This window comes from Paenarthrobacter sp. 2TAF44 (assembly GCF_052114885.1).
GTDB lineage: Bacteria > Actinomycetota > Actinomycetes > Actinomycetales > Micrococcaceae > Arthrobacter.
Map to the genome: position 1 here is coordinate 99,431 of NZ_JBFRFP010000003.1, position 19,674 is coordinate 119,104.

A 19,674-nucleotide genomic window follows, 5' to 3' on the forward strand; every position below is an offset into this window, starting at 1 on the left:
AAAGGAGACACCCCCAATGAATCCCCTCATCAACTCGTTGATGGTCCGGGCTGCTGACGCCCCCGCTATCAAACCGGCAGTGGAACTGGGAACACCCCTGTTGCTGACTATCGCCGCCGCGGGCATTGCCCTGCTGCTGGTGTTGATCATCCGCTTCAAGATCCAGGCCTTTGTTGCCCTGTTGGCTGTCAGCATCCTGGTAGGTGTAGCGGCCCAGATTCCGCTCAAGGACATCTTCACGGTGGTGGCCAACGGCGTTGGCAGCACTATGGGCAAGGTTGCTTTGTTGATTGCGCTCGGCGCCATTCTTGGCCGCATGATCGAGGTGTCCGGCGGCGTGCAGTCGTTGGCAACACACTTCACGGAGAAGCTCGGAGCCAAGCGCGTCGCCATCGCATTGACGGCCGTGGGCTTCCTCGTGGCGATTCCGGTGTTCTTCGAGGTGGGCGTCATCGTCCTCGTCCCGATTGTCTACGCGTTCGCCAAGATCGCAAACGTTCACCCGATCAAGTTCGGCCTGCCCATGGCCGGCATCATGCTGTCCATTCACGTGGCTGTGCCGCCCCACCCGGGAATCGTTGCCGGCGCCGGTGTCTTTGGTGCCGACATTGGGCTCATCACTCTTATCTCCCTGATCATCTGCGTGCCGCTCGGCTTCCTGTCCTACTGGGTAGCCAGCATCATGAACCGCAAAGATTACGAACTGCTCCCGGGTGTCAAGGCGCAGGTGGACGAGTTCGGTTCTGCTGACGCCCTCGTGCATGTCGGCCATGACGGCCCCGGCGCCCGCGCCATCGCTCCTCCCCGTCCGGGCCTGATCATGTTCCTGATCGCCGCTCCGATCGTCCAGATCCTCGTGGGCACCTTGGGAACGCTGACCATTGCCAAGGACAACTACTGGTACGGCGTGGCCGCGTTCATCGGCAACCCGTTCTTCGCGCTCCTCGTGGCGGTAGCCCTCTCCTTCTTCCTGCTGGCCGTTCGCCGCAACTGGTCGCTCAAGGAAACCGGCGAGATCTTCGAAGGCGCACTTCCTCCCATTGCCTCCATCCTCATGGTTGTCGCGGCGGGGGGCGTGTTCGGTGAAGTCCTCCGCACCTCCGGCATCGGCGCAGCCCTGTCCCACACCCTGGACAGCTTGGGCTTGCCGGTGATCGTGCTCGGCTTCGTCATCTCCCTGGCACTCCGGGCTGCCCAGGGTTCGGCAACGGTCGCCATTGTCACGACGACGGGCCTGCTTACCTCCGCTGTGATGGAAGGCGGCTACACGCCCGCCCAGATCGCTGTGATCGTGATCGCCATCGGATTCGGCGCCTTGGGGCTGTCCCACGTGACGGATGCTGGTTTCTGGACCGTGATCAGGTACTACGGGCTTACCGTGACCGACGGTCTCAAGACCTGGACAGTCCTCACCACGATCCTCGGCCTGGCCGGCTTCGTACTGACGTACGTCGCATGGATCCTGGTGGGAGGTTTGGCACACTAATGCGCGCCAAACTCGATCAGCTGGTCATCTCCGCCCTGGCTGATGGCTCTGCTGTTCCGGCTTTCACCTGCTACGACTTCACCACTGCGTTGGCCGTTGTGTCGGCGGCGGAGGAAGCCAGGCTCGGTGTGATCCTGCTGGTAGCACCCAAGACGGCATCCACGCCGAACGGGCTCAGGCTCATCGCAGCACTTCGCGGCCTTGCCGACGACGCCAGCGTTCCGGTGTCCGTCCAGCTGGACCACGCCTCGAACCTGCAGGTAATCAAGGATTCCGTTGCGGCCGGAGCGGATGCAGTCCTGGCCGACGGTTCGTCCATGGCCTACGAGGACAACATCGCCTTGGTCCGCGAAGTCCGTGCCGCCTTGGATGCCCAGGGCGCGTTCGACGTCGTGATCGAAGCAGAACTTGGCGGCCTCGCCGGTGACGAAGACAAGGCTTTCGGTACTGAAGATCCAGCGCCCGACGCCGGCCCGTCCGACGCCGGTACTTCAGTCGCCGGGCTGACTGACCCTCCGCAGGTGGCGGACTTCGTTGCACGCACTGGTGCCCAACTCCTGGCGGTAGCCGTGGGTAACGTCCACGGAAAGTACAAGGGTGAGCCCAACATCCGCTGGGACGTACTCCAGGAAGTTGCTGCGCGGACGGACGTGCCTTTGGTGCTGCATGGCGCCTCAGGCATCCCGGCTGAGCAGCTCGCAAAAGCTCCTTCCATGCAGGTCGGCAAGGTGAACTTCAACACCGAGCTGCGCACCGGAATCCTGGCCACCCTTGAAGCCGAAACCCCCGCGCACCGGGCAGACGGTGAGAACCTCCAAGGCCTGCTGGCTCGATGGAATGGTTCCGCGTGGTCCTTCGCCGGAGCAACGCTGGCGATGCTGAGTGACTGACACAACCCCGCCCTCACAGGCTCTGTAACGCAGGGAGGCTAGGATCAGACCATGATCCTGGCCTCCCTGATTTTTGCCCTGCTTGCGGCGTTGCTCCACGTGTACATCTTCACGATGGAGTCCATCACCTGGACCAAGCCAGCCACATGGAAGCGGTTCAGCGTCACGTCGCAGGCTGATGCCGAAACCACCAAGCCGCTCGCCTACAACCAGGGCTTCTACAATCTGTTCCTGGCCATTGGCGCACTGATAGGCATCATCGCAGTGGCCATGGGTGCGCCCCAAGTTGGCTGGACCCTCGTATTCAGCTGCTGCGGTTCCATGCTCCTTGCGGCGCTGGTGCTCGCAGCGAGCGGCAAAAAGTACCTCCGCCCTGCGGTTCTCCAGGGGACAACGCCGCTGCTCGCCGTCGTGCTTGGCGTGCTGGCTTTGGCGCTGGGCTAGAGCCAGCGGGGCCGATGCCGCCTTAGTGCTCCGGCGGGCCACTCTGCGCTGCGGCCTGGTCCATATAGACAACCTCCCAGTGGTGGCCGTCGAGGTCGCGGAACGCCCTGCTGTACATGAATCCGAGGTCCTTGGGATCGTACGTCTCGGAACCTCCGGCTTCGAGCGCCTTAGTGGCCAGGGCATCAACACCTTCACGGCTGTCGGCGGAGATGGCAACAACGGCCGCAGCCGAGTTCCGGGTGTCCGCGATGGGCTGATCGGTGAACTGGCTGAACTTGTCGTGCGTCAGGAGCATTGTGTAGATGGTGTCGCTGAAGACGACGCAAGCGGCTGTCTCATCGGTGAAGTTTGGATTGATGGAGTAGCCAAGGGCCGTGTAGAAGGCCGTGGAGGCCTCGAGGTCGCTGACGGGCAGGTTCACGAAAATGGACGTAGTCATGGGTTCGATCCTGCCGGTGTTTCGTCATCCCGTCCAGAGCACGACAGGCAGTTGTGGATAACGCTTAGTAAGGTTCCCTCCAGAGAGGCAGGGGGACCACGGTGCGGCTGCAACCTGCTGCATCAAGGACATGGCCGAGCCGCTTGTAAGTCCGGACTACCGCCTGCCTGGACATGACTGCAGTTCCCGGAGCCCGCTGGGCCAGTTCGCGTTCGTAGGCTTGGACTTCCAGATAGTCACGGACCCACAGGGTGACCAGCAGGTTCTGTGCGCCAAGGACTTGGGCACTAAGCCGGCAATTGGGCAAGGCAGCGAAGAAGCGTCCGACGCCGTCAACGTACTCGGCCGGAACGTTCAGGACAAGCGTCACTTCCCGGAGCCCCTGCTGGGCGGACGTGGACGAATCGCATCTCAGCGTCATGTAGCCGGTCGCAAGGAACCGTTCAACCCGCCGTCGGGCTGTTTGAGGCGAAACGCGGCAGGCGGCACCCAACTCGGCCCAACTTGCCCTGCCATCCTTGGCCAACTCTTCCAATAACGCTGCATCGAGCCTGTCCGGGGCGTAGGCGGGGTGCTCGGGCAGGGGCTCCGCTGACATGAGCCGGGCGCGCGCCGGTTCCAGGGTTCCGCTGCGCCATTCCGAGGCCTGCCGGTACAGCTTGGTGACGAAAACGACCTCGCGACGTGTGACGCCGGGCAGTTTTGGAAAGGCGCCGGTGACGATATCCATCAGCTCCTCGTGGCTGGACGCAAAGCAGTCCATGAAGAGGTCGTGCGAGCCCGTCACCAAAGAAACAGTGCCGAACGCAGGCTCAGCGCACAGCCGTTCGATCAGGGCCTCGCTCTCGCTGGGCAAGGACGACAAATGAATGAACGCAGACCACCCGGCGCTGAGATAACGCTGGCCAGGTGCAGGGGTGATCCACGCCTGGCCCTGGCTGGCGAGGGCGTTCCATCTCCTCGCCACAGTGGGCGCGGACAGGCCAAGGGCGTCGGCAATCCGGCTCCATTCGGCGCGTGGATTGATCTGGAGTGCATTCACAATTTCGAGGTCCAGTTCGGAAATTATGGCTGATTCGTTCACTTTCGCCCATCTGATGTGTATTTCAAACGATTTCGAGATCAGTCTAGGCGACGGCCATATCGTCGTGACTCGCATCACTAATCGGCGGGCTAGCCTCAACAGGCCCAAGACCACAAGGAAGCACATGGCAAGCAAGACAGCACCAGCGGCGACGTCAGGAACGACGCGCCGGTCCATTGCGGGAATGATCTTCGCAATGGCATTGATTGAATCATTGAGCGGAGTCACCCAGGGGTACCTGAACCCCATCCTTCCCGCGCTCGGACCCGTCTTCGACATTGACGATCCAACCATCAACGGCATCTTCCTGATCTCCAACGTGAGCTTTGCGGTCCTCACCCCGATCATTTCAAGGCTGGGCGACAGCTATGGATACAGGCTGGTGCTGCGCTGGTCCACAGGTGTGGTGACGCTCGGAGTGCTTCAGATGGCGTTGTGGCCCACGCTGTGGACGGTGACGATTGGCGTGGTCATGCTTACCTGTGTGGTGGGCTTCATCCCCCTCATGATGGGCATCCTGCGCGTTAGCAGCCCTGGACACACGCGCACTGGCGTGAGCGTCATGATCGGGATGCTCATGATCATGGTGGGAGCAGGCGGGCTCCTCGCCGGAATCGTTGGGGTCACCAATCCGACGCTCGGCTTCTGGGTGGCTGTTCCCTTCGCAGTGGTCGCCTTCATCTCTTCCTTCTTACTGCCCGACGCCGGAGTGTCGACTCGTGAGGGCATCGCACTGGCGCCGTTGCTGGCTTGCTCGCTCGGGCTGATTGGTTTTGTTGTGGCGCTCTCGATGGCACCTGAATGGGGTTGGCTGGATGCCCGGACTTTGATTGCTGGCCTGTTGGGGCTCGCCTTGCTGGCCTACTGGGTAAAGCGCGACTACAGCGGCGCCCACGGCAGCCGGTTCGTTGACCTGCGGATGCTGGCAATTCCCCGGATCCGCGCCATTTCCATGGCCACGTTCTTCTTCGGCTTCGCTTCCATCAGCTACTTCGGCACCAACGGCATCTTCCTGCATTCCAACCCGGACAAGACCGGATATGGGTTCGCGCTCAGCCCACTGATGATCGCGGTTGTGTTGGCCTTGGCTTCGGTTCTCTCACTGGTTTCCTCGCTGTTGACGGCACGGGCCCTGCGCCGATTCGGCGAACGTGCCACCTTGGTATTCGCCGGACTGCTGCTCGTAAGCGGATTCCTGGTGATGATCGTGGCCCACGGGACTTTGCCCGGTTACTGCACCGGTTTTGCAATGTTCAACCTGAGCCTGGGAATGTACCAGGCAGGCACCCGCTCGCTGTCCGTGGAAGGTGTTCCCTTGGAAGAAACGTCGACGGCGGCCGGGCTCAACGAGTTGGCCCTTTCCGTTGGAATCGCGGTGGGTGCCGCGGTCGTGAAGCTGCTGTCCTCAGTCTCCGTCGAATCCGGCCGCATCACTGAGGCCGGGCTTCTGTCCATCTGGGGAGCCCTGGCTATGGCCGCACTGGTCGCGGCCGCGGCAAGCGCCCGCTACCCGAAGCGCGAGAACGCAGGGGTGTCCGCATGATCGCCACTGGTCTTAACAGCACGAGCCGCGGCGCCGCCGTCGTACGCGTATCCCAACGCGAGATCGAGGTCCCACTGAAGGCCGCCATCGAGCGGTGGAAGCCGGACCTGCTGAACCTCAGCCACGCCATCCACGCCGATCCGGAGCTCGGCGGCCAGGAGTTCCGTGCCATCAAGCGCGTCAGGCGGCTGCTCCATACGGCTGGCTTCCGCTTCGATGATCGCCAGCCACTCCACGCCACCGCCTTCAGTGCGAGCTACGGAAGCGGTGAACTCGTGGTGGCCCTCTGCGTTGAGTATGACGCCCTGCCGGACATCGGCCACGCCTGCGGGCACAACGTCAATGCTGCCAGTGCTGTCGGAGCAGCGCTGGCCCTGGCGGCGGTGGCCGACGAGCTCGGCATCACTGTCAAGGTGTTCGGAACGCCGGCGGAGGAGACTACAGGCGGCAAAGTGGACCTGATCGCGGAAGGCTTCTTCGAGGACGTCTCGCTGGCGATGATGGTTCACGCAGGTGCGGCCGACGTAGTGGGAGGTTCGTCGTTGGCGATGTCCATGTGGGACGTCCTGTTCGAAGGCCGGTCGGCCCACGCCGCTGCTGCCCCGATGGAAGGAGTCAACGCCCTGGACGCACTTGTCGTCGCGCAGACGGCCATTGCGCTGGCGAGGCAACAACTCCCGATCGCGTCGATCATTTCGCTGATCGTCACCGAGGGCGGAAGCGCCGTCAACGTCATCCCCGAGCGTGCACGGGCGAGCGTTGAGATGCGGGCTCCGAGCATCCAGAAGCTGCGAATCATCCAGGACAAGGTCCGGCGCTGCCTCGAAGCAGGCGCCCACGCCAGCGGTTGCACGCTGGAAGTCACACCAACCGGCAATGACTACGCCGAACTCCGACAAGACCCGTTCCTGTCGGATGCCTACCGGGCAGCCATGACGGCCATCGGACGGGACGTTGTCTTCAATGCCGAGCCAGTGGCCTCAACGGATATGGGGAACGTCTCTCAACTGGTGCCAACCATCCACCCCATGGTTGGCTACGACGTTCGTGGCGCCGCCCATCACACAGCCGAGTTCGCGGCCTTTGGCGCTTCAGCCGGCGCCGACCAGGCCGTACTTGACGGATCGTTTGGCCTTGCCGCGGCCGCGTCTGCTGCCGCCTTGGAGCCGGAGGAACGGAGGCGGTTACTGGGCAGAACGCGCCAGTAGCACCCGGCCGCGGGAGCACCGCTGGTCCCCGCGGCACCCGGGGCGGACAATGGAGTCAACACGCAGGGGCGTGTATTTGTAGGGAGGGCCATGCAGCGGGCAAAGCCGGTTCCGCCTCCCGCCAGCCGGAGCGCGGCTGTGCCGGGAGCCTCAGCTGTGCAGCTGGAACCGTCTGTGCAGCGTGATCCAGCAATCGACCTGGTCCGCTTCATCTGCCTCCTTCTGGTGGTCGCAGCCCACTGCATGATGGTGAGCCCCGTTCTGCACAGGGACGGGAAAGTCACCACGGGAAACACACTCATGGAGCAAAGCTGGTTCACGCCGGTGGTTTGGGTGCTCATGATCGTCCCGTTGTTCTTCGTCCTGGGCGGCGTCACTGGGTTGCAGTCGTGGCGGCGCTTGAAAGCACGCGGCGGCACAGGCTTCGACTTCGCCCAGCTGCGACTGCTTCGCCTGGTCCGCCCCGCCATGGCCCTGCTCGCCGCGATGTGGGCGGGGCTGTGGGCGGCCCTGCTCCTCGGCGTTGATCCACAGGTGATCCAGTTGATGACCACCGGGGCCGCGATGCCCCTCTGGTTCCTGGCCGCGTACCTCACAGCACAAGTCAGCATCCCGCTTATGGCCCGGCTCCATCAGCGTGCCCCACTGTCAACTTTGGGCATTCTCGTAGCGCTGATCATTACCGTCGACTCCCTCCGCGGCGCCGTCCCGGTTCTTGCCTTCGTCAACATGGTGTTTGTCTGGTGCGCAGTCCAGCAGCTCGGATTCCTCATGGCCGACGGCTTTTTTGAGCGTCGCAGCAGAACCTGGCTGGTAGGGGCGATCCTGGTCAGTAATGTGTTGCTCGGGCTGGTGACCGGTGTCGGCGTATATCCGGGCAACATGGTGGTGAACATCAACCCACCCAATCTTTGCCTGCTTCTGCTGGCCATTTCACAGACTGCCACGCTCCAACTTCTGGGCAAAGGCATACGCTGGATCGCCTCTGTGCGTTGGGTCCAGACGATCATCGCGGTGGCGGGCCGCCGGTCCATGACCGTTTACCTCTGGCATCTTCCTCTCCTGGTGGGCATGTCCGGACTCCTCTTGCTCGCCGACTTCCCCAAACCGGCCGCGGGCACAGCGGAATGGTGGTGGGCACGCATCCCCGTCTTCTTCGCCGTCATAGCCCTGCTGCTGCCGGTGGTGCTGCTCCTTGGCCGCCTCGAGAACCGTCCGACGGCGGCCAGCCACGCCCGGGGTCCCTCACGCACCGCTGTGGTGACCGCCGCCGTCGTGGTCCTTATCCCCGTTGCCGATGCCGCCTTCAACGGTCTGACGCTGGCGCTCCTGGGCGGGGGAGCTGCCTGCTTCGCGCTCGCAGTCCTGCTGCTTGGCAGGGTCCCGACGCCGGTGCTGCCGCTGTCCGGGCCGGACGGGACGCCAACGCCCGGGGTAAAGCGGTCCACATTGCCAGCGCAGGGTTTACGTGCCAATCTCGAATCATGACCGAGCACACTGAATCATTGGCAGACTCGTTCCGCGCTGGCGTCACCACAGTTCGAAACGACAAATTCCATCGCTATGAACTCCGTGTAGACGGGGAGTTGGCGGTGATTTCCCAATTCATCGATAGGCCCGGTCACATCGATTTCACCCATACCGAGACAAAGTCGCAGTTCAAAGGCCAGGGGCTGGCCAAGGTGCTGGCACATTTTGCCTTGGACGATGTGGTGGCATCCGGTAAGCGCATCATTCCGCATTGCCCGTACATCGCCGCATACCTGCAGAAGCATGAGGGCTACGAGCAGGACGTCGATTGGCCTGCCGAGAAACCCGTGGGCGAGCCGGAGAACGAGTAGGGTTTTCGGGTCTCGTTTGACGCCTGCAGGGGCGCTGATAATGGACGCCTCCCAACTGAATAGTGCACCTTCCTGCCGGATCGTGTCGCTGAAATTGCGAGTAATTTAACCCCCTAGTCGTAAGTACCCTGCGATTCAAGTCATCCCGGAATTTGCTGTCACACTGGGCTTATGGGGAGCGATTTTGATACTGGTTCCAGCGGCGGAACCATCACCGCTGGACCAGTCACTGATCAGGTAATAATTGCGATGGTCCGCGGAGGCGACACCGATGCCTTCGACTCGTTGTACCGGCGGCATTTGGCTGCTGCGCAATACGTTGCGCGGGCGAATACTGATAACCCGAGTGACGCCGACGACATCGTTGCCGAGGCATTCGCATCAGTGTTCCAAGCCCTTAGCAGCGGCAAAGGACCGCGGGAGTTCTTTCGCGCCTACCTGCTGACAGTCGTGCAGCGGACGGCGCATGCACGGAACCGGAAAGCAAGGCTCACCCAGTCCGCCCCTGACGACGCCATGCTGGATACCGCCGTCGTCGATGCTGATCCCATCCTGAAGGAATTCGAATCCTCGGCCGTGGCGGCGGCGTTCAAGTCGCTGCCAGAACGTTGGCAAGCGGTGCTCTGGCATGTGGACATTGAGGGCATGAAGCCCGCCGCTGCTGCGCCGTTCATAGGTATCAGCCCCAATGGAGTGTCGTCTCTGCTCATACGGGCAAGGGAGGGACTGCGTCAGGCTTATTTGCAAAACCACGTGGTGGTGGCTCCGGACGATGAGTGTTCGGAGTATTCCGGCCAGTTGGGCAAATATGCACGGAACGCCCTGAAACGGACCTCACACGAAAAGGTCACTGCGCATCTGGAGACGTGCTCAAAGTGCACTGCACTGCTGTTTGAACTCAATCACATCCAAGGTGCCATGCGGGCGGCTCTCTTCCCCCTGGTGACCGGCATCGTGTTGACGCCTGGCGCGGTTGCGGGATTGCTCTCAGCATCGAACTCTTCCACCCTCACAGGGGAAGGCCCGGCAACCGTTCGATCCCTCGGCCACGTGGGGAAGGTTGCTGCTGCTGCGGCCGTTGCTGCAGGGGTGGCGATTTTTGGTCTGGTCGCGTGGTTCGGGCAGTCCGGTGCCCAGGTCAATAACGCCGGCGATGCTCCAAGCACCTCCGCCGCGTCACCCTCGGCATCCAGCCCCACGGCGTCCAGCCCCTCGGCGTCCAGCCCCACAACGAACGCACCCATCGTGCCGTCCCCAGCTCAGTCAGCGATGCAGTTGCCGCAACCTTTTGTACCCGTAGAGGTTCGGCCGCATCCTGTGTTCGAGGAAATTGCCAAGCAGCGGGCAGCAGTCGTCACGAACTCCGGAACAGTGTCCTCGACCACCGAGGCCACGCCTTCAACGGCTGCCCCGTCACAGACGGTCGACGCTGTTTTTGGCATGGAAGCTGGGGGCGGAGTACTCGAGCGCGATATCAGTGTGGGCTTTTCACTTCTGGGAGGCCCGGCATCAGGTTCCGGTGAAACAACCTTCAGCTTGCCGGAGAATGCCACCTTCATCCCGGGGAAATTCTCGGCACCGACCGGATGGGCCTGCTCAGATCCTGCTGCGGACAATCGGTTGATCCGCTGCACCACGGCGTCCATCGAATCGGCCAGCCTGGCATTCAAGATGGGCGTTTCCCTTGGGAATCCGGAAGTTGGCAGCACGTTGAACTATCAATTCGGCGGTCAACACGTCCTTACCAAGTCCTTCGCCAACGGTTTTCACTAGGCGCTGGCGGCTTCCAAAACTTTTTCTATTTTCTCCGTCACGATTCGGCCGTGGCCAACACTAAGAGGCTGACAATATCTGTGCGCATCGGCTTCCTTGGAAGCGGAAGCACCAAGCGCAGCTGCCTGGGACTTGAGCCTGGGGCGCTTGGGGACGATGGAAAGATAAGCAACAGCCGTGAAGAATTCTCTCCTGGCCAGAACCTTGGTGATACTTCTCTCCACCCTTACCGCTGCTTCAGCGCTGGGCGGCCTTCAACTTTCTCCTGCGCAGGCGGTAACGCCATCAAAGCCACCTACCCCGTCAACATCCTCGACGCCCGATGCTACGCAGCCTGGCACTGTGGTGTTTTCGGAGAATTTCGAGCACGGCAGCCCCAACTCCGCCCTGGGTGCGCAGTCCTACTCCGCTTCCGGGTCAAAGCATTATGTTGGCAAGGGCGGCCAGTCGTACACAGGTTCTCCAGCTTGGATCGACGCCTCCAGGTGCAATGGCGTTATCCTGAGCTACCGGAATTCGACCACGCCCAGATGGGCGCAGTCCGGAACGGCGGCCGAAGGCAAGGACAACAGGTGTGCCGAGCTCGCGGATATCCGCAGCTATCAGTACATGCGCATGTTGGCCTTGGCCATGGGTCAACAGTTCACCCCAGCTTCTCCCAGTACCAATCACGTCAACAGCTCATACACTGAATGCCCGTCCAGCAGTTCCAGCGGATCGGCGTGCGATGCCATCCCGTCCGGTCCCACGGATGGAGTGATGTTCAGGACGGCGAGCCCCATCCCGGTGACCGCGGGCCACTATTACACTTTTGGCCTGAATACGGCGTACATGAATTGCGGCCTGGCTGCGGGCGATCCGTCCTATCAATTCGCCACGGTTGATAGTGCTGGGGCGGTCACAGCCATCGGGAATCCACTTAACGGGTGCCAAACCTCGGACGATCCCAACGTGGAGTCCTTCCAGCAACAAGTGACCAGCGACGTCGGCGGAACTCCAGGAACCGTCACCAGGACCGTCAACATCAACTCGATGACGTCGAACACGGCGATCCAAGCCACCGGAAAGTCCCTGTCGCTTGAAATGTGGAACAACAATGGCACCACCAACGGGAACGATGGCGCCTTTGACGATGTGCGCCTGATGGACGTGACTCCGCAATTGAAGCAATCCTTCACGCCCGCGGTGGTGGGCCCCGGCGGGATTTCCACCCTGACCCTCACCGTCACCAATACCAGCGAGCTCAACGCGAAGCATGACTGGTCCATCAACCAGGTGCTCCCTTCCGGACTGACGATCGCCGGGCGCCCAAACATCGGGGGAACGTGCGTTCAGGTTCCCGGAACCGATCCATTCCTTCGTTTGGCAGATGCCGGCAGGGGAAGTCTCTCGATCTCCGGCGGCGATCTCCGTCGGGGTCAGGCCTCGTGCACCGTTGAGGTGGATGTGACAGTTGCGGCCGAGGGCACATATTCCAGCGCATCCACGGACATTGCAACAAACTTGAACGCACCCGCTCAGGCGTCCCTCGTGGTCCGGGCTCCCCGGATCACGCTGGGCAAAGCGCTGACCACCGCCCGCGCTGCCGTCTCGGACCAATTCACCATGGAGATCCGTGCGGGGTCTCCTACCGGTCCCGTGGTAAATGCCATCAATCACTCCACTACCTCAGGGTCTTTGGCAGACATCGCCGCTGGTAGTGGTGTCACAGGTCAGACTACGGCCAATGCAGGCACTACCTACTACCTCACGGAAGCGGGCGGCATCCCGTCCAATTACCTCCGGAGCATCACCTGTACGGACGCGGCTGGCCTGCAACCGAATTTGCCTGCGGGAGCAGCGGTTGACCGGCCGTTTGCACTTACACCCGTCGCTGGCGCAGACATCAACTGCATTCTGGCTGGCACCTCTGCGTCACTTCCAGGCCTCGGGTTTACTCACGGCGCTGATGCCTCCGCTATCCACTCGCCGGCGCAGGCGGGGGATGTGATTCGCTACAGCTTTGGGGCAACGAACAGTGGGAACGTGCCATTGAGGGATGTGGTCATCAACAACACCCTTGCCGGACTTCCGGAATTGGCATACTCGTGGCCCGGAATCCCAGGCCAGTTGCTACCGGGGCAAACACTGACCGCTGTTGCTGCCTACAGGATCACCCAAACAGACCTCGACGCCGGTAGGGTCGCCAACTCGGCTACGCTCGCCGGCGTTCCAGGCGCCGGCGGCCTCACGGCCTCGTTGCCGGTGGCCACGGATACGCTGTTGTCGCCGGATGCACGCCTTGAATTCTCCACTACTGCAGATGCCTCTGCGGTGGGAGATCCAGCTCAGGTGGGCCAGGTCATCACATATAACTTCACTGCGAAGAACGCCGGAAACGCCGCCCTCAAGGCCGTCTCCATTGAGGATCAGGTGCCTGGACGCGGGCAACTGGCCTACGCGTGGCCCGGAGCCGCCGGTGAACTGCTGCCTGGTGAAACTGTGACTGCTTCGGCAAGCTACAAACTCACGTGGTGGGACGTCAAAGCGGGCAACATCACTAACGCGGCAACAGCTACGGGGAAGGCCTCGGCAGGTGGGTGGGTAACCACGCATCCTGCCACAACGGCAATAGCATTCCCGCGGACAGGGCAGAAGGAGACTGCGGAGGCTTTCCAACGGCTGGCAGTTCAATCAGAACGAGAGGCCGCATCGCGCGCCGTTCCGAATGGGTCAGTCTCGAAACAGCCCGAGGAGCAGGGTCAGCCCGGCGAGTCCGTGACCGCTACCAATTCATCGGCCGGAGCATTGGCCTCCACGGGAGTCACTCTTACCTTGCTGCCGGTTGCTGTCCTCATCCTTTCCGGTCTGGTCCTGTTCGTAATGGGACGCCGCAAAGCTGTCCGGAGTCAGGAGCAGGTCTAGGTACTGGAGCGTTTCTTCTGCCACTGCCAGGCGTGCCAGAACAGGAGGGCGGCCGTGACCAGGATGGTCCCTGGAATCACGTAGGGCACGGACTGGAGGACCATAAAGTTTACCTGGGCTGAAGGACTTGGCGCCGTCGGACCGGTCATTGCCGCGACGGCGTCGAAAGCCCAGAAGCAAAACCACACCAACCCAGCGTCCAGCACCCAAAGGGCCACGACGAAGGGGTTCACGAGTACCCGCCTCCGCCCCCGTTCAGGGGCTTCCGGGTCGTGTGGACTCACTGCCCGCACCGCATTCCCGTGTTCATCGATCTCGCGGAATCCGATCCGCTCGTGTACGTCGTCAGCCACTGGTCCCCCAACCGTCGAGTTTCTGTGCCGTTGACTCTACAGCTCTTGGCTATAAGCCGGGGTATTTTCCACGGGGCCAGCTTCCAACAAAAGTCAACGACGCGTCCTCGTCCCCACATTCGGCGAAAATACTGGCATCAGGCGAAATAGATCACAAAAGTTTGACGAAAAGGTAAGCCTAAGTAAGGCTTACCTTGCTAACAAGCGCCCAATGATGGAAGGAAGCTGACGTGACGTCACCAAGTGTCGAAGAGCGGATCGCTCAGGAGCAGGACTTTGGCTCCAAGGTGGAACTGGCCCTCGCTGCCACAAACCAGCTGTTCAACGCACGAAATTCGCCCAGCTATGTGGCGCAGGTTCTTCAGGGAGTCAACGCTGTCTCCACAAAAGTCCAGCGCACAGCCCGGCCCTTCACCGGCGTCGCGCATGCAGAACTGAAGGCCCGCGTTGTTGCCGTCGATCTTGAACGTCCGCTGCCGGATATGGCTGCTGCCCTGGAGGAGCTTGACGACCTCTACCTCAAGGACGCGATCTACTTCCACGATGCCCGTTACGCGGCGCACCTGAACTGCCCGGTGGTCATTCCCGCGTTGGTTGGTGAAGCCGTACTTTCGGCCATGAATTCCTCCATGGACACGTGGGACCAGAGTGCCGGCGCCACCATGATCGAGCGGCGACTCATCGATTGGACTGCCGAGCGTATTGGATTTGACGCCGCCGCCGATGGCGTCTTTACCTCGGGCGGGACCCAGTCCAATTTCCAGGCGCTGCTGATCGCCCGCAACCACGCCGTGGCGAAGCTCCGTGCCACGAATGGCGACGCGCGCCTGCCGCACCTTCTGGACCGACTCCGGATTTTCACGTCTGCAGACAGCCACTTCAGCATCCAGAAGTCCGCTTCCATGCTCGGGCTCGGCTTCGATGCAGTGATCTCCGTGCCCACCTCCGACGATCACCGCATGGATCCCACCGCACTTGCGGCTGCTTTGGCGGAAGCGCACGACGCCGGGCTGGTGCCTATGGCGGTCGTGGCCACTGCCGGGACCACCGACTTCGGCTCGGTTGATCCTCTCTCCGAACTGGCGGCCTTGGTGCGGGCCTATGATTCCTGGCTGCACGTCGACGCAGCCTACGGCGGCGGCCTTATCGTCTCTGGCCGTTACCGCCACCTCCTGAACGGGATCCACCTGGCCGATTCCGTCACTATTGACTTCCATAAGACCTTCTTCCAGCCCGTTAGCTCCAGCGCAGTCCTGGTCCGCGCAGGCTCCATGCTGCGCCACGTCACCTACTACGCGGACTACCTGAACCCGGAGAGCGCCGCGAAGGCTGAAATTCCCAACCAGGTGGACAAGAGCATCCAAACTACCCGCCGCTTTGATGCCCTGAAGCTGTGGCTCACCTTACGCATCATGGGCGCCGATGCCATTGGTGCGCTGTTCGACGAAGCAATCGACCTCGCCCGCCGTGTGGGAACCCTGTTAGTGGATGATTCAGAGTTCGAACTCGCCGCCGCAGCGCAGTTGAGCACTTTGGTATTCCGCTACCGTCCGGCCGTTGACGGCGTGATCTTGGACGAGGATGCCTCAGACGTCATCAACCCTGCAATCCGGGCAGCAATCTTCGCTTCGGGCGAAGCCGTGGTTGCCGGCACCAAGGTGGCTGGCCGCCACTACCTCAAATTCACCCTCCTCAACGCCGAGGCCTCCCTGAGGGACATCCAGGAAATCATCGAACTTATCCGCCGGACGGGCGCCAGCCTGCTCGCGACCACCACGGAGGCTGCAGCGTGAGCACCCCGGACAACAGCAGGATTTACGACGTCGCTGGCATCGGCGTCGGGCCTTTCAATCTGGGCTTGGCCGCGCTGGCCGAGCCCGTGGAAAACCTCGACTGTGTCTTCCTGGACCGTCGCGAAACCTTCGACTGGCACCCGGGCATGATGCTGGAGCCCGCGCACCTGCAGGTCCCGTTCATGGCTGACCTTGTCACCCTGGCCGATCCGACGTCGCCGTACTCGTTTTTAAACTTCCTCAAGCAGACCGGGCGGTTGTACCGCTTCTACATCCGGGAAAACTTCTACCCGCTGCGCGCGGAATACAACCAGTACTGCCAGTGGGTGGCCGGCCAGCTTGAGTCGGTTCGTTTTAGCACAGATGTGCTGGATGTGGCGTACGACGACGGCGTGTACCGCCTTTCGGTGCAGGGTCCGGATGGCGCTGAGGTGCTTCGCGCCCGCCGGTTGGTCCTGGGAACCGGTACCTCGCCGTATGTCCCGGACTCCTGTGCAGGGATTATGGACGGCGGCGGAGTTGTCCTCCACAACGCCGAGTACCTGTCGAGGAAGAGTGAGCTGCAGTCCAAGCGCAGCATCACCATCGTCGGCAGCGGCCAGAGTGCCGCGGAGCTTTACTACGAACTCCTTCAGGAAATCGACGTGTACGGCTACCAGCTCAACTGGGTGACCCGCTCCGGCCGCTTCTTCCCATTGGAGTACACCAAGCTGACGCTGGAGATGACCTCGCCCGAGTACGTGGACTACTTCCACTCGCTGCCGGGGGAGCAGCGCGATTCCCTGATCAAGAGCCAGAAGAACCTGTACAAGGGCATCAACTCGGACCTGATCGACGATATCTACGATCTCCTGTACACCAAGAGCCTCTCCGGCATGGTGGACACTCAGCTGCACACCCACTCGTCGCTAACAGCCGCTGAATGGAACGCCACCACCCGCACTCACAATCTGCAGTTGCACCATGAGGAACACGGCCGCGATTACAGCCTGGAGTCCGAAGCCGTGGTTCTCGCCACCGGCTACACGTACAAGGAACCCGCCTTCCTGGCCGGCATCCAGGACCGGATCCGCCGCGACGCCAAGGGCCGCTTCGACGTCGAGCGCAACTATGGAACCGGCGTCGAACCTGGGGAAATCTTCGTCCAGAACGCTGAGCTTCACACCCACGGTTTCGTCACGCCGGACCTTGGCATGGCCGCTTACCGCAACTCCTGCATCCTGCGGGAAATTACCGGCCGCGAGGTCTATCCGATCGAGCGGAGCATCGCGTTCCAGCAGTTCGGTGCGCCAGCCTCCCTTATCGCGGCGACTAAGGACACCCTGGGGGCCGCTGTATGAGCTTCACATTCCGCCCAGTCGACCCCGTAGGGGATGCGCCGGTCCTCCACAGCTGGGTGAGTCAGGAATATGCCCGTTTCTGGGGCATGGTCTCGGCCACCGAGCAGGACGTTGTGGAGGAGTACTCGCGGATCGCCGAATCGGGTCACCATCAGGCGTTCCTGGGGCTCGACGACGGCGTGCCCGCTTTCCTCATGGAGCGGTACCGTCCCGAGTCATCGCCGTTGGCAGACGTTTACGAGGTCCAGGGCGGCGACGTGGGAATGCACCTCCTGGTGTCTCCGCCCAGTGGCGACCCGCAGCCCGGCTACACCACAGCCGTCATGCAGTCGGTGATGACGGAACTATTCGCTGATCCCGCAGCCCAGCGCGTCGTCGTCGAGCCCGACGCCCGTAACCACAAGATCCATGTGCTGAACCAGAAGGTGGGCTTCCGGCCGCACGGCGTGGTGACCCTTCCCGCCGTCGATCCTGCCGAAGACCACAAGCAGGGGCTCCTGAGCTTCTGCACGCGCGAGGATTTCCTCGCAACCCTGACCCCGATTCTGGCCGCGATTGCCGCGGCGACCAGAGGAGATTTCCTGTGACCACCACTGCTGAAACTTCCCTCCACGAGGCAGCCGAACCTGTATCCCACCTGACCCCGGAGCGCTGGGCCGTGGCCAACAGGCACTTGATCCGAAAAGCCATTGCCGAGTTCTCTCACGAACGCATCCTGGTTCCGGAGCTGATCCGTGAGGAGGGCGCCGGCGTCGGGCTGTACAGGATTGTCAGCGACAACGCCAGCGTTGAGTACCGCTTCCGTGGGCGGCTCTTGGCGCTTGAACACTGGTCCGTCTTCCCGGAATCCATTGCCCGAATCCGCGATGGTGCGGAGCTGCCGCTGGACGCGCTGGACTTCATCACGGAGTTCCACGAGGCACTGTACATTCGGCAAGAGATGCTGCCCATGTACCTCGAGGAAATCAGCAGCACGCTGGCCAGCCACGCCTACAAGCAGGGCAAGCCCTTTAGCTCTGCCGAGCTGGCGGCGGGCATCACCCGCGGCATGGACCGGGCGGCCGATTTCCAAGCGATCGAGCACAGCATGACCGAGGGGCATCCGTGCTTCGTTGCCAACAACGGCCGGTTGGGTTTCGGCATCTCCGATTACCATGCGTTCGCGCCCGAAACCGGTGCTGTGGTGAAGCTTCAGTGGATCGCGGTCCATCGCAGCAAAGCCGTTTTTACGTCGAGCGCAGGGTTGGATTACCGGGCCCACTTCGAGGCTGAGCTCGGACCCGCAACTCTGGCATGGTTCAACGCGGAACTTGCCGCTTCAGGCCTTGATCCTGAGGACTACCTGCTCATGCCGGTGCACCCCTGGCAATGGGACAACAAGCTCACTGTGACGTTCGCGGCAGAAATCGCCCAGCGCCACATCGTAAACCTGGGCAGCGGCGAGGACTCCTATCAGGCACAACAGTCCATCCGTACGTTCTTCAACACCACGTCACCGGAGAAGGCGTACGTCAAAACGGCCATGTCCGTGCTGAACATGGGCTTCATGCGTGGTCTTTCCCCGCAGTACATGAAGGCAACACCGGCCATCAACGATTGGCTGCAGGAACTGATCGGCAATGACCAGGAGCTCCAGAACCGGGGCTTGGCCATGATCCGTGAAACGGCGGCCATCGGGTACCACAACCACTATTACGAGGCTGGATCGGCTAAGGGCTCGCCATACCGGAAGATGCTCTCGGCTCTGTGGAGGGAAAGTCCCCTTCCGATGCTCAAGGACGGCCAGCAGTTGGCCACCATGGCGTCCTTGTTGCATGTGGATTCCTCCGGCGCATCAGTGGTCTCAAGCCTGATTCAGCGCTCCGGGTTGGCTCCAACAGATTGGCTGGGCCGCTACTTCGAGGCCTACCTCGTTCCGTTGATCCACTGCCTCTACGAGTATGAGCTCGCGTTCATGCCTCACGGCGAGAATGTCATTCTGATCCTCGAGGACGGGGTGCCGGTACGGGCGATCATGAAGGACATTGCCGAGGAAATCGTGGTCATGGGGGACCGGCTGGACTTGCCGGAGGAAGTCTCCCGCATCAAGGCTGAGATCCCTGCCGAGGAAATGGTCCTCGCGATCTTCACTGACGTGTTCGACTGCATCTTCCGTTTCCTCGGGGCCATCCTTGTGGAGGACGGGACGCTGCGCGAAGACGAGTTCTGGGAGACGGCAGCTGCCGTGGTTCGCGAATATCAGGAACGGCATCCGGAACTAGCGGACCAATTCGCCATGCATGATCTGTTCGCTGCGGACTTCGAGTTGTCCTGCCTTAACCGGCTGCAGTTGCGGAACAACCAGCAGATGCTCGATATCTCGGATCCGTCCGTTGGATTGCAGATGGCCGGCCGACTGGCCAACCCCTTGGCAAAGTTCGCTTAAGCGGAAAATTGGCGGAGGCGCCGCCGGGAAAAATTGCTTCATCCGGTGGCGCCTCCTCATGACTGGCTGCCTGATCCGACCCCAGGCAGCTGCCACGCCTATGTAGTGCTGGTTGCCGTTAAATCGTGTTGCGAAAAAGGGCACGGCT

The 19,674-nt window shown here is 61.9% G+C and carries 16 protein-coding genes; 13 read left to right on the forward strand and 3 right to left on the reverse strand.

The features are described 5' to 3' along the window. The first annotated feature begins 16 nt into the window (after positions 1-16). From AB4Z15_RS04650 to AB4Z15_RS04660, 3 genes are read left to right on the forward strand one after another with little or no spacing between them, the layout of a single operon-like run. Positions 17-1,486: a GntP family transporter gene (locus tag AB4Z15_RS04650; RefSeq protein WP_442016287.1), complete on the forward strand. Its 1,470-nt coding sequence runs from the start codon at positions 17-19 to the stop codon at positions 1,484-1,486. Further along, a complete protein-coding gene (locus tag AB4Z15_RS04655) occupies positions 1,486-2,376 on the forward strand; it encodes a class II fructose-bisphosphate aldolase (protein WP_442016288.1) in 891 nt (296 codons plus the stop codon). Before AB4Z15_RS04650 ends, AB4Z15_RS04655 begins: the two co-directional genes overlap by 1 nt. Positions 2,377-2,427: 51 nt before the next feature. Then, on the forward strand, positions 2,428-2,820 hold the full coding sequence (locus AB4Z15_RS04660; protein WP_216922597.1) for a DUF1304 domain-containing protein: 393 nt from the start codon (positions 2,428-2,430) through the stop codon (positions 2,818-2,820). A gap of 22 nt (positions 2,821-2,842) precedes the next feature. Here the strand turns inward: AB4Z15_RS04660 and AB4Z15_RS04665 are convergent, their stop codons facing one another. Both AB4Z15_RS04665 and AB4Z15_RS04670 read right to left on the reverse strand, forming a co-directional pair. After that, positions 2,843-3,262 carry a VOC family protein gene (locus AB4Z15_RS04665; RefSeq protein WP_442016289.1) on the reverse strand — a complete coding sequence of 140 codons (420 nt, stop codon included), beginning with the start codon at positions 3,260-3,262 and terminating at the stop codon, positions 2,843-2,845. Positions 3,263-3,326: 64 nt separating this feature from the next. Beyond that, complete coding sequence (locus AB4Z15_RS04670; RefSeq protein WP_442016290.1) at positions 3,327-4,346, reverse strand: Lrp/AsnC family transcriptional regulator; 1,020 nt, start codon at positions 4,344-4,346, stop codon at positions 3,327-3,329. A gap of 124 nt (positions 4,347-4,470) precedes the next feature. On the opposite strand from AB4Z15_RS04670, the gene AB4Z15_RS04675 reads away from it, so the two are divergent. From AB4Z15_RS04675 to AB4Z15_RS04700, 6 genes are all read left to right on the forward strand, one after another. Then, positions 4,471-5,889, forward strand: coding sequence for an MFS transporter (locus AB4Z15_RS04675; RefSeq protein ID WP_442016291.1), 1,419 nt, complete (start codon positions 4,471-4,473; stop codon positions 5,887-5,889). Beyond that, a complete protein-coding gene (locus AB4Z15_RS04680) occupies positions 5,886-7,097 on the forward strand; it encodes an amidohydrolase (RefSeq protein WP_442016292.1) in 1,212 nt (403 codons plus the stop codon). The genes AB4Z15_RS04675 and AB4Z15_RS04680 overlap by 4 nt, the downstream gene beginning before the upstream one ends. Before the next feature lie 90 nt (positions 7,098-7,187). Continuing rightward, positions 7,188-8,585 (forward strand): acyltransferase family protein, encoded by a 1,398-nt coding sequence (locus AB4Z15_RS04685; protein WP_442016293.1) that lies wholly within the window; start codon positions 7,188-7,190, stop codon positions 8,583-8,585. Then, complete coding sequence (locus tag AB4Z15_RS04690) at positions 8,582-8,938, forward strand: GNAT family N-acetyltransferase (protein WP_442016294.1); 357 nt, start codon at positions 8,582-8,584, stop codon at positions 8,936-8,938. Before AB4Z15_RS04685 ends, AB4Z15_RS04690 begins: the two co-directional genes overlap by 4 nt. 171 nt (positions 8,939-9,109) lie before the next feature. Then, positions 9,110-10,711 (forward strand): sigma-70 family RNA polymerase sigma factor, encoded by a 1,602-nt coding sequence (locus AB4Z15_RS04695; RefSeq protein WP_442016295.1) that lies wholly within the window; start codon positions 9,110-9,112, stop codon positions 10,709-10,711. A gap of 177 nt (positions 10,712-10,888) precedes the next feature. Next, positions 10,889-13,615 (forward strand): DUF7507 domain-containing protein, encoded by a 2,727-nt coding sequence (locus tag AB4Z15_RS04700; RefSeq protein ID WP_442016296.1) that lies wholly within the window; start codon positions 10,889-10,891, stop codon positions 13,613-13,615. On the opposite strand, the gene AB4Z15_RS04705 is transcribed toward AB4Z15_RS04700, so the two are convergent. Next, positions 13,612-13,968 (reverse strand): hypothetical protein, encoded by a 357-nt coding sequence (locus AB4Z15_RS04705; protein WP_442016297.1) that lies wholly within the window; start codon positions 13,966-13,968, stop codon positions 13,612-13,614. The genes AB4Z15_RS04700 and AB4Z15_RS04705 overlap by 4 nt on opposite strands. 230 nt (positions 13,969-14,198) lie before the next feature. On the opposite strand from AB4Z15_RS04705, the gene AB4Z15_RS04710 reads away from it, so the two are divergent. Genes AB4Z15_RS04710 through AB4Z15_RS04725 form a run of 4 tightly spaced genes read left to right on the forward strand, consistent with a single transcriptional unit; the run spans position 14,199 to position 19,526 of the window. Continuing rightward, positions 14,199-15,761 carry a pyridoxal phosphate-dependent decarboxylase family protein gene (locus AB4Z15_RS04710; protein ID WP_442016298.1) on the forward strand — a complete coding sequence of 521 codons (1,563 nt, stop codon included), beginning with the start codon at positions 14,199-14,201 and terminating at the stop codon, positions 15,759-15,761. Next, entirely contained in the window at positions 15,758-17,101 is a 1,344-nt protein-coding gene (locus AB4Z15_RS04715) for a lysine N(6)-hydroxylase/L-ornithine N(5)-oxygenase family protein (RefSeq protein WP_442016299.1), read from the forward strand. The genes AB4Z15_RS04710 and AB4Z15_RS04715 overlap by 4 nt, the downstream gene beginning before the upstream one ends. Then, the gene (locus AB4Z15_RS04720; protein WP_442016300.1) at positions 17,098-17,688 is read left to right on the forward strand and encodes a GNAT family N-acetyltransferase; all 591 of its coding nucleotides are present in this window, start codon (positions 17,098-17,100) and stop codon (positions 17,686-17,688) included. Before AB4Z15_RS04715 ends, AB4Z15_RS04720 begins: the two co-directional genes overlap by 4 nt. Continuing rightward, positions 17,685-19,526: an IucA/IucC family protein gene (locus AB4Z15_RS04725; protein WP_442016301.1), complete on the forward strand. Its 1,842-nt coding sequence runs from the start codon at positions 17,685-17,687 to the stop codon at positions 19,524-19,526. The genes AB4Z15_RS04720 and AB4Z15_RS04725 overlap by 4 nt, the downstream gene beginning before the upstream one ends. Positions 19,527-19,674 lie beyond the last annotated feature (148 nt).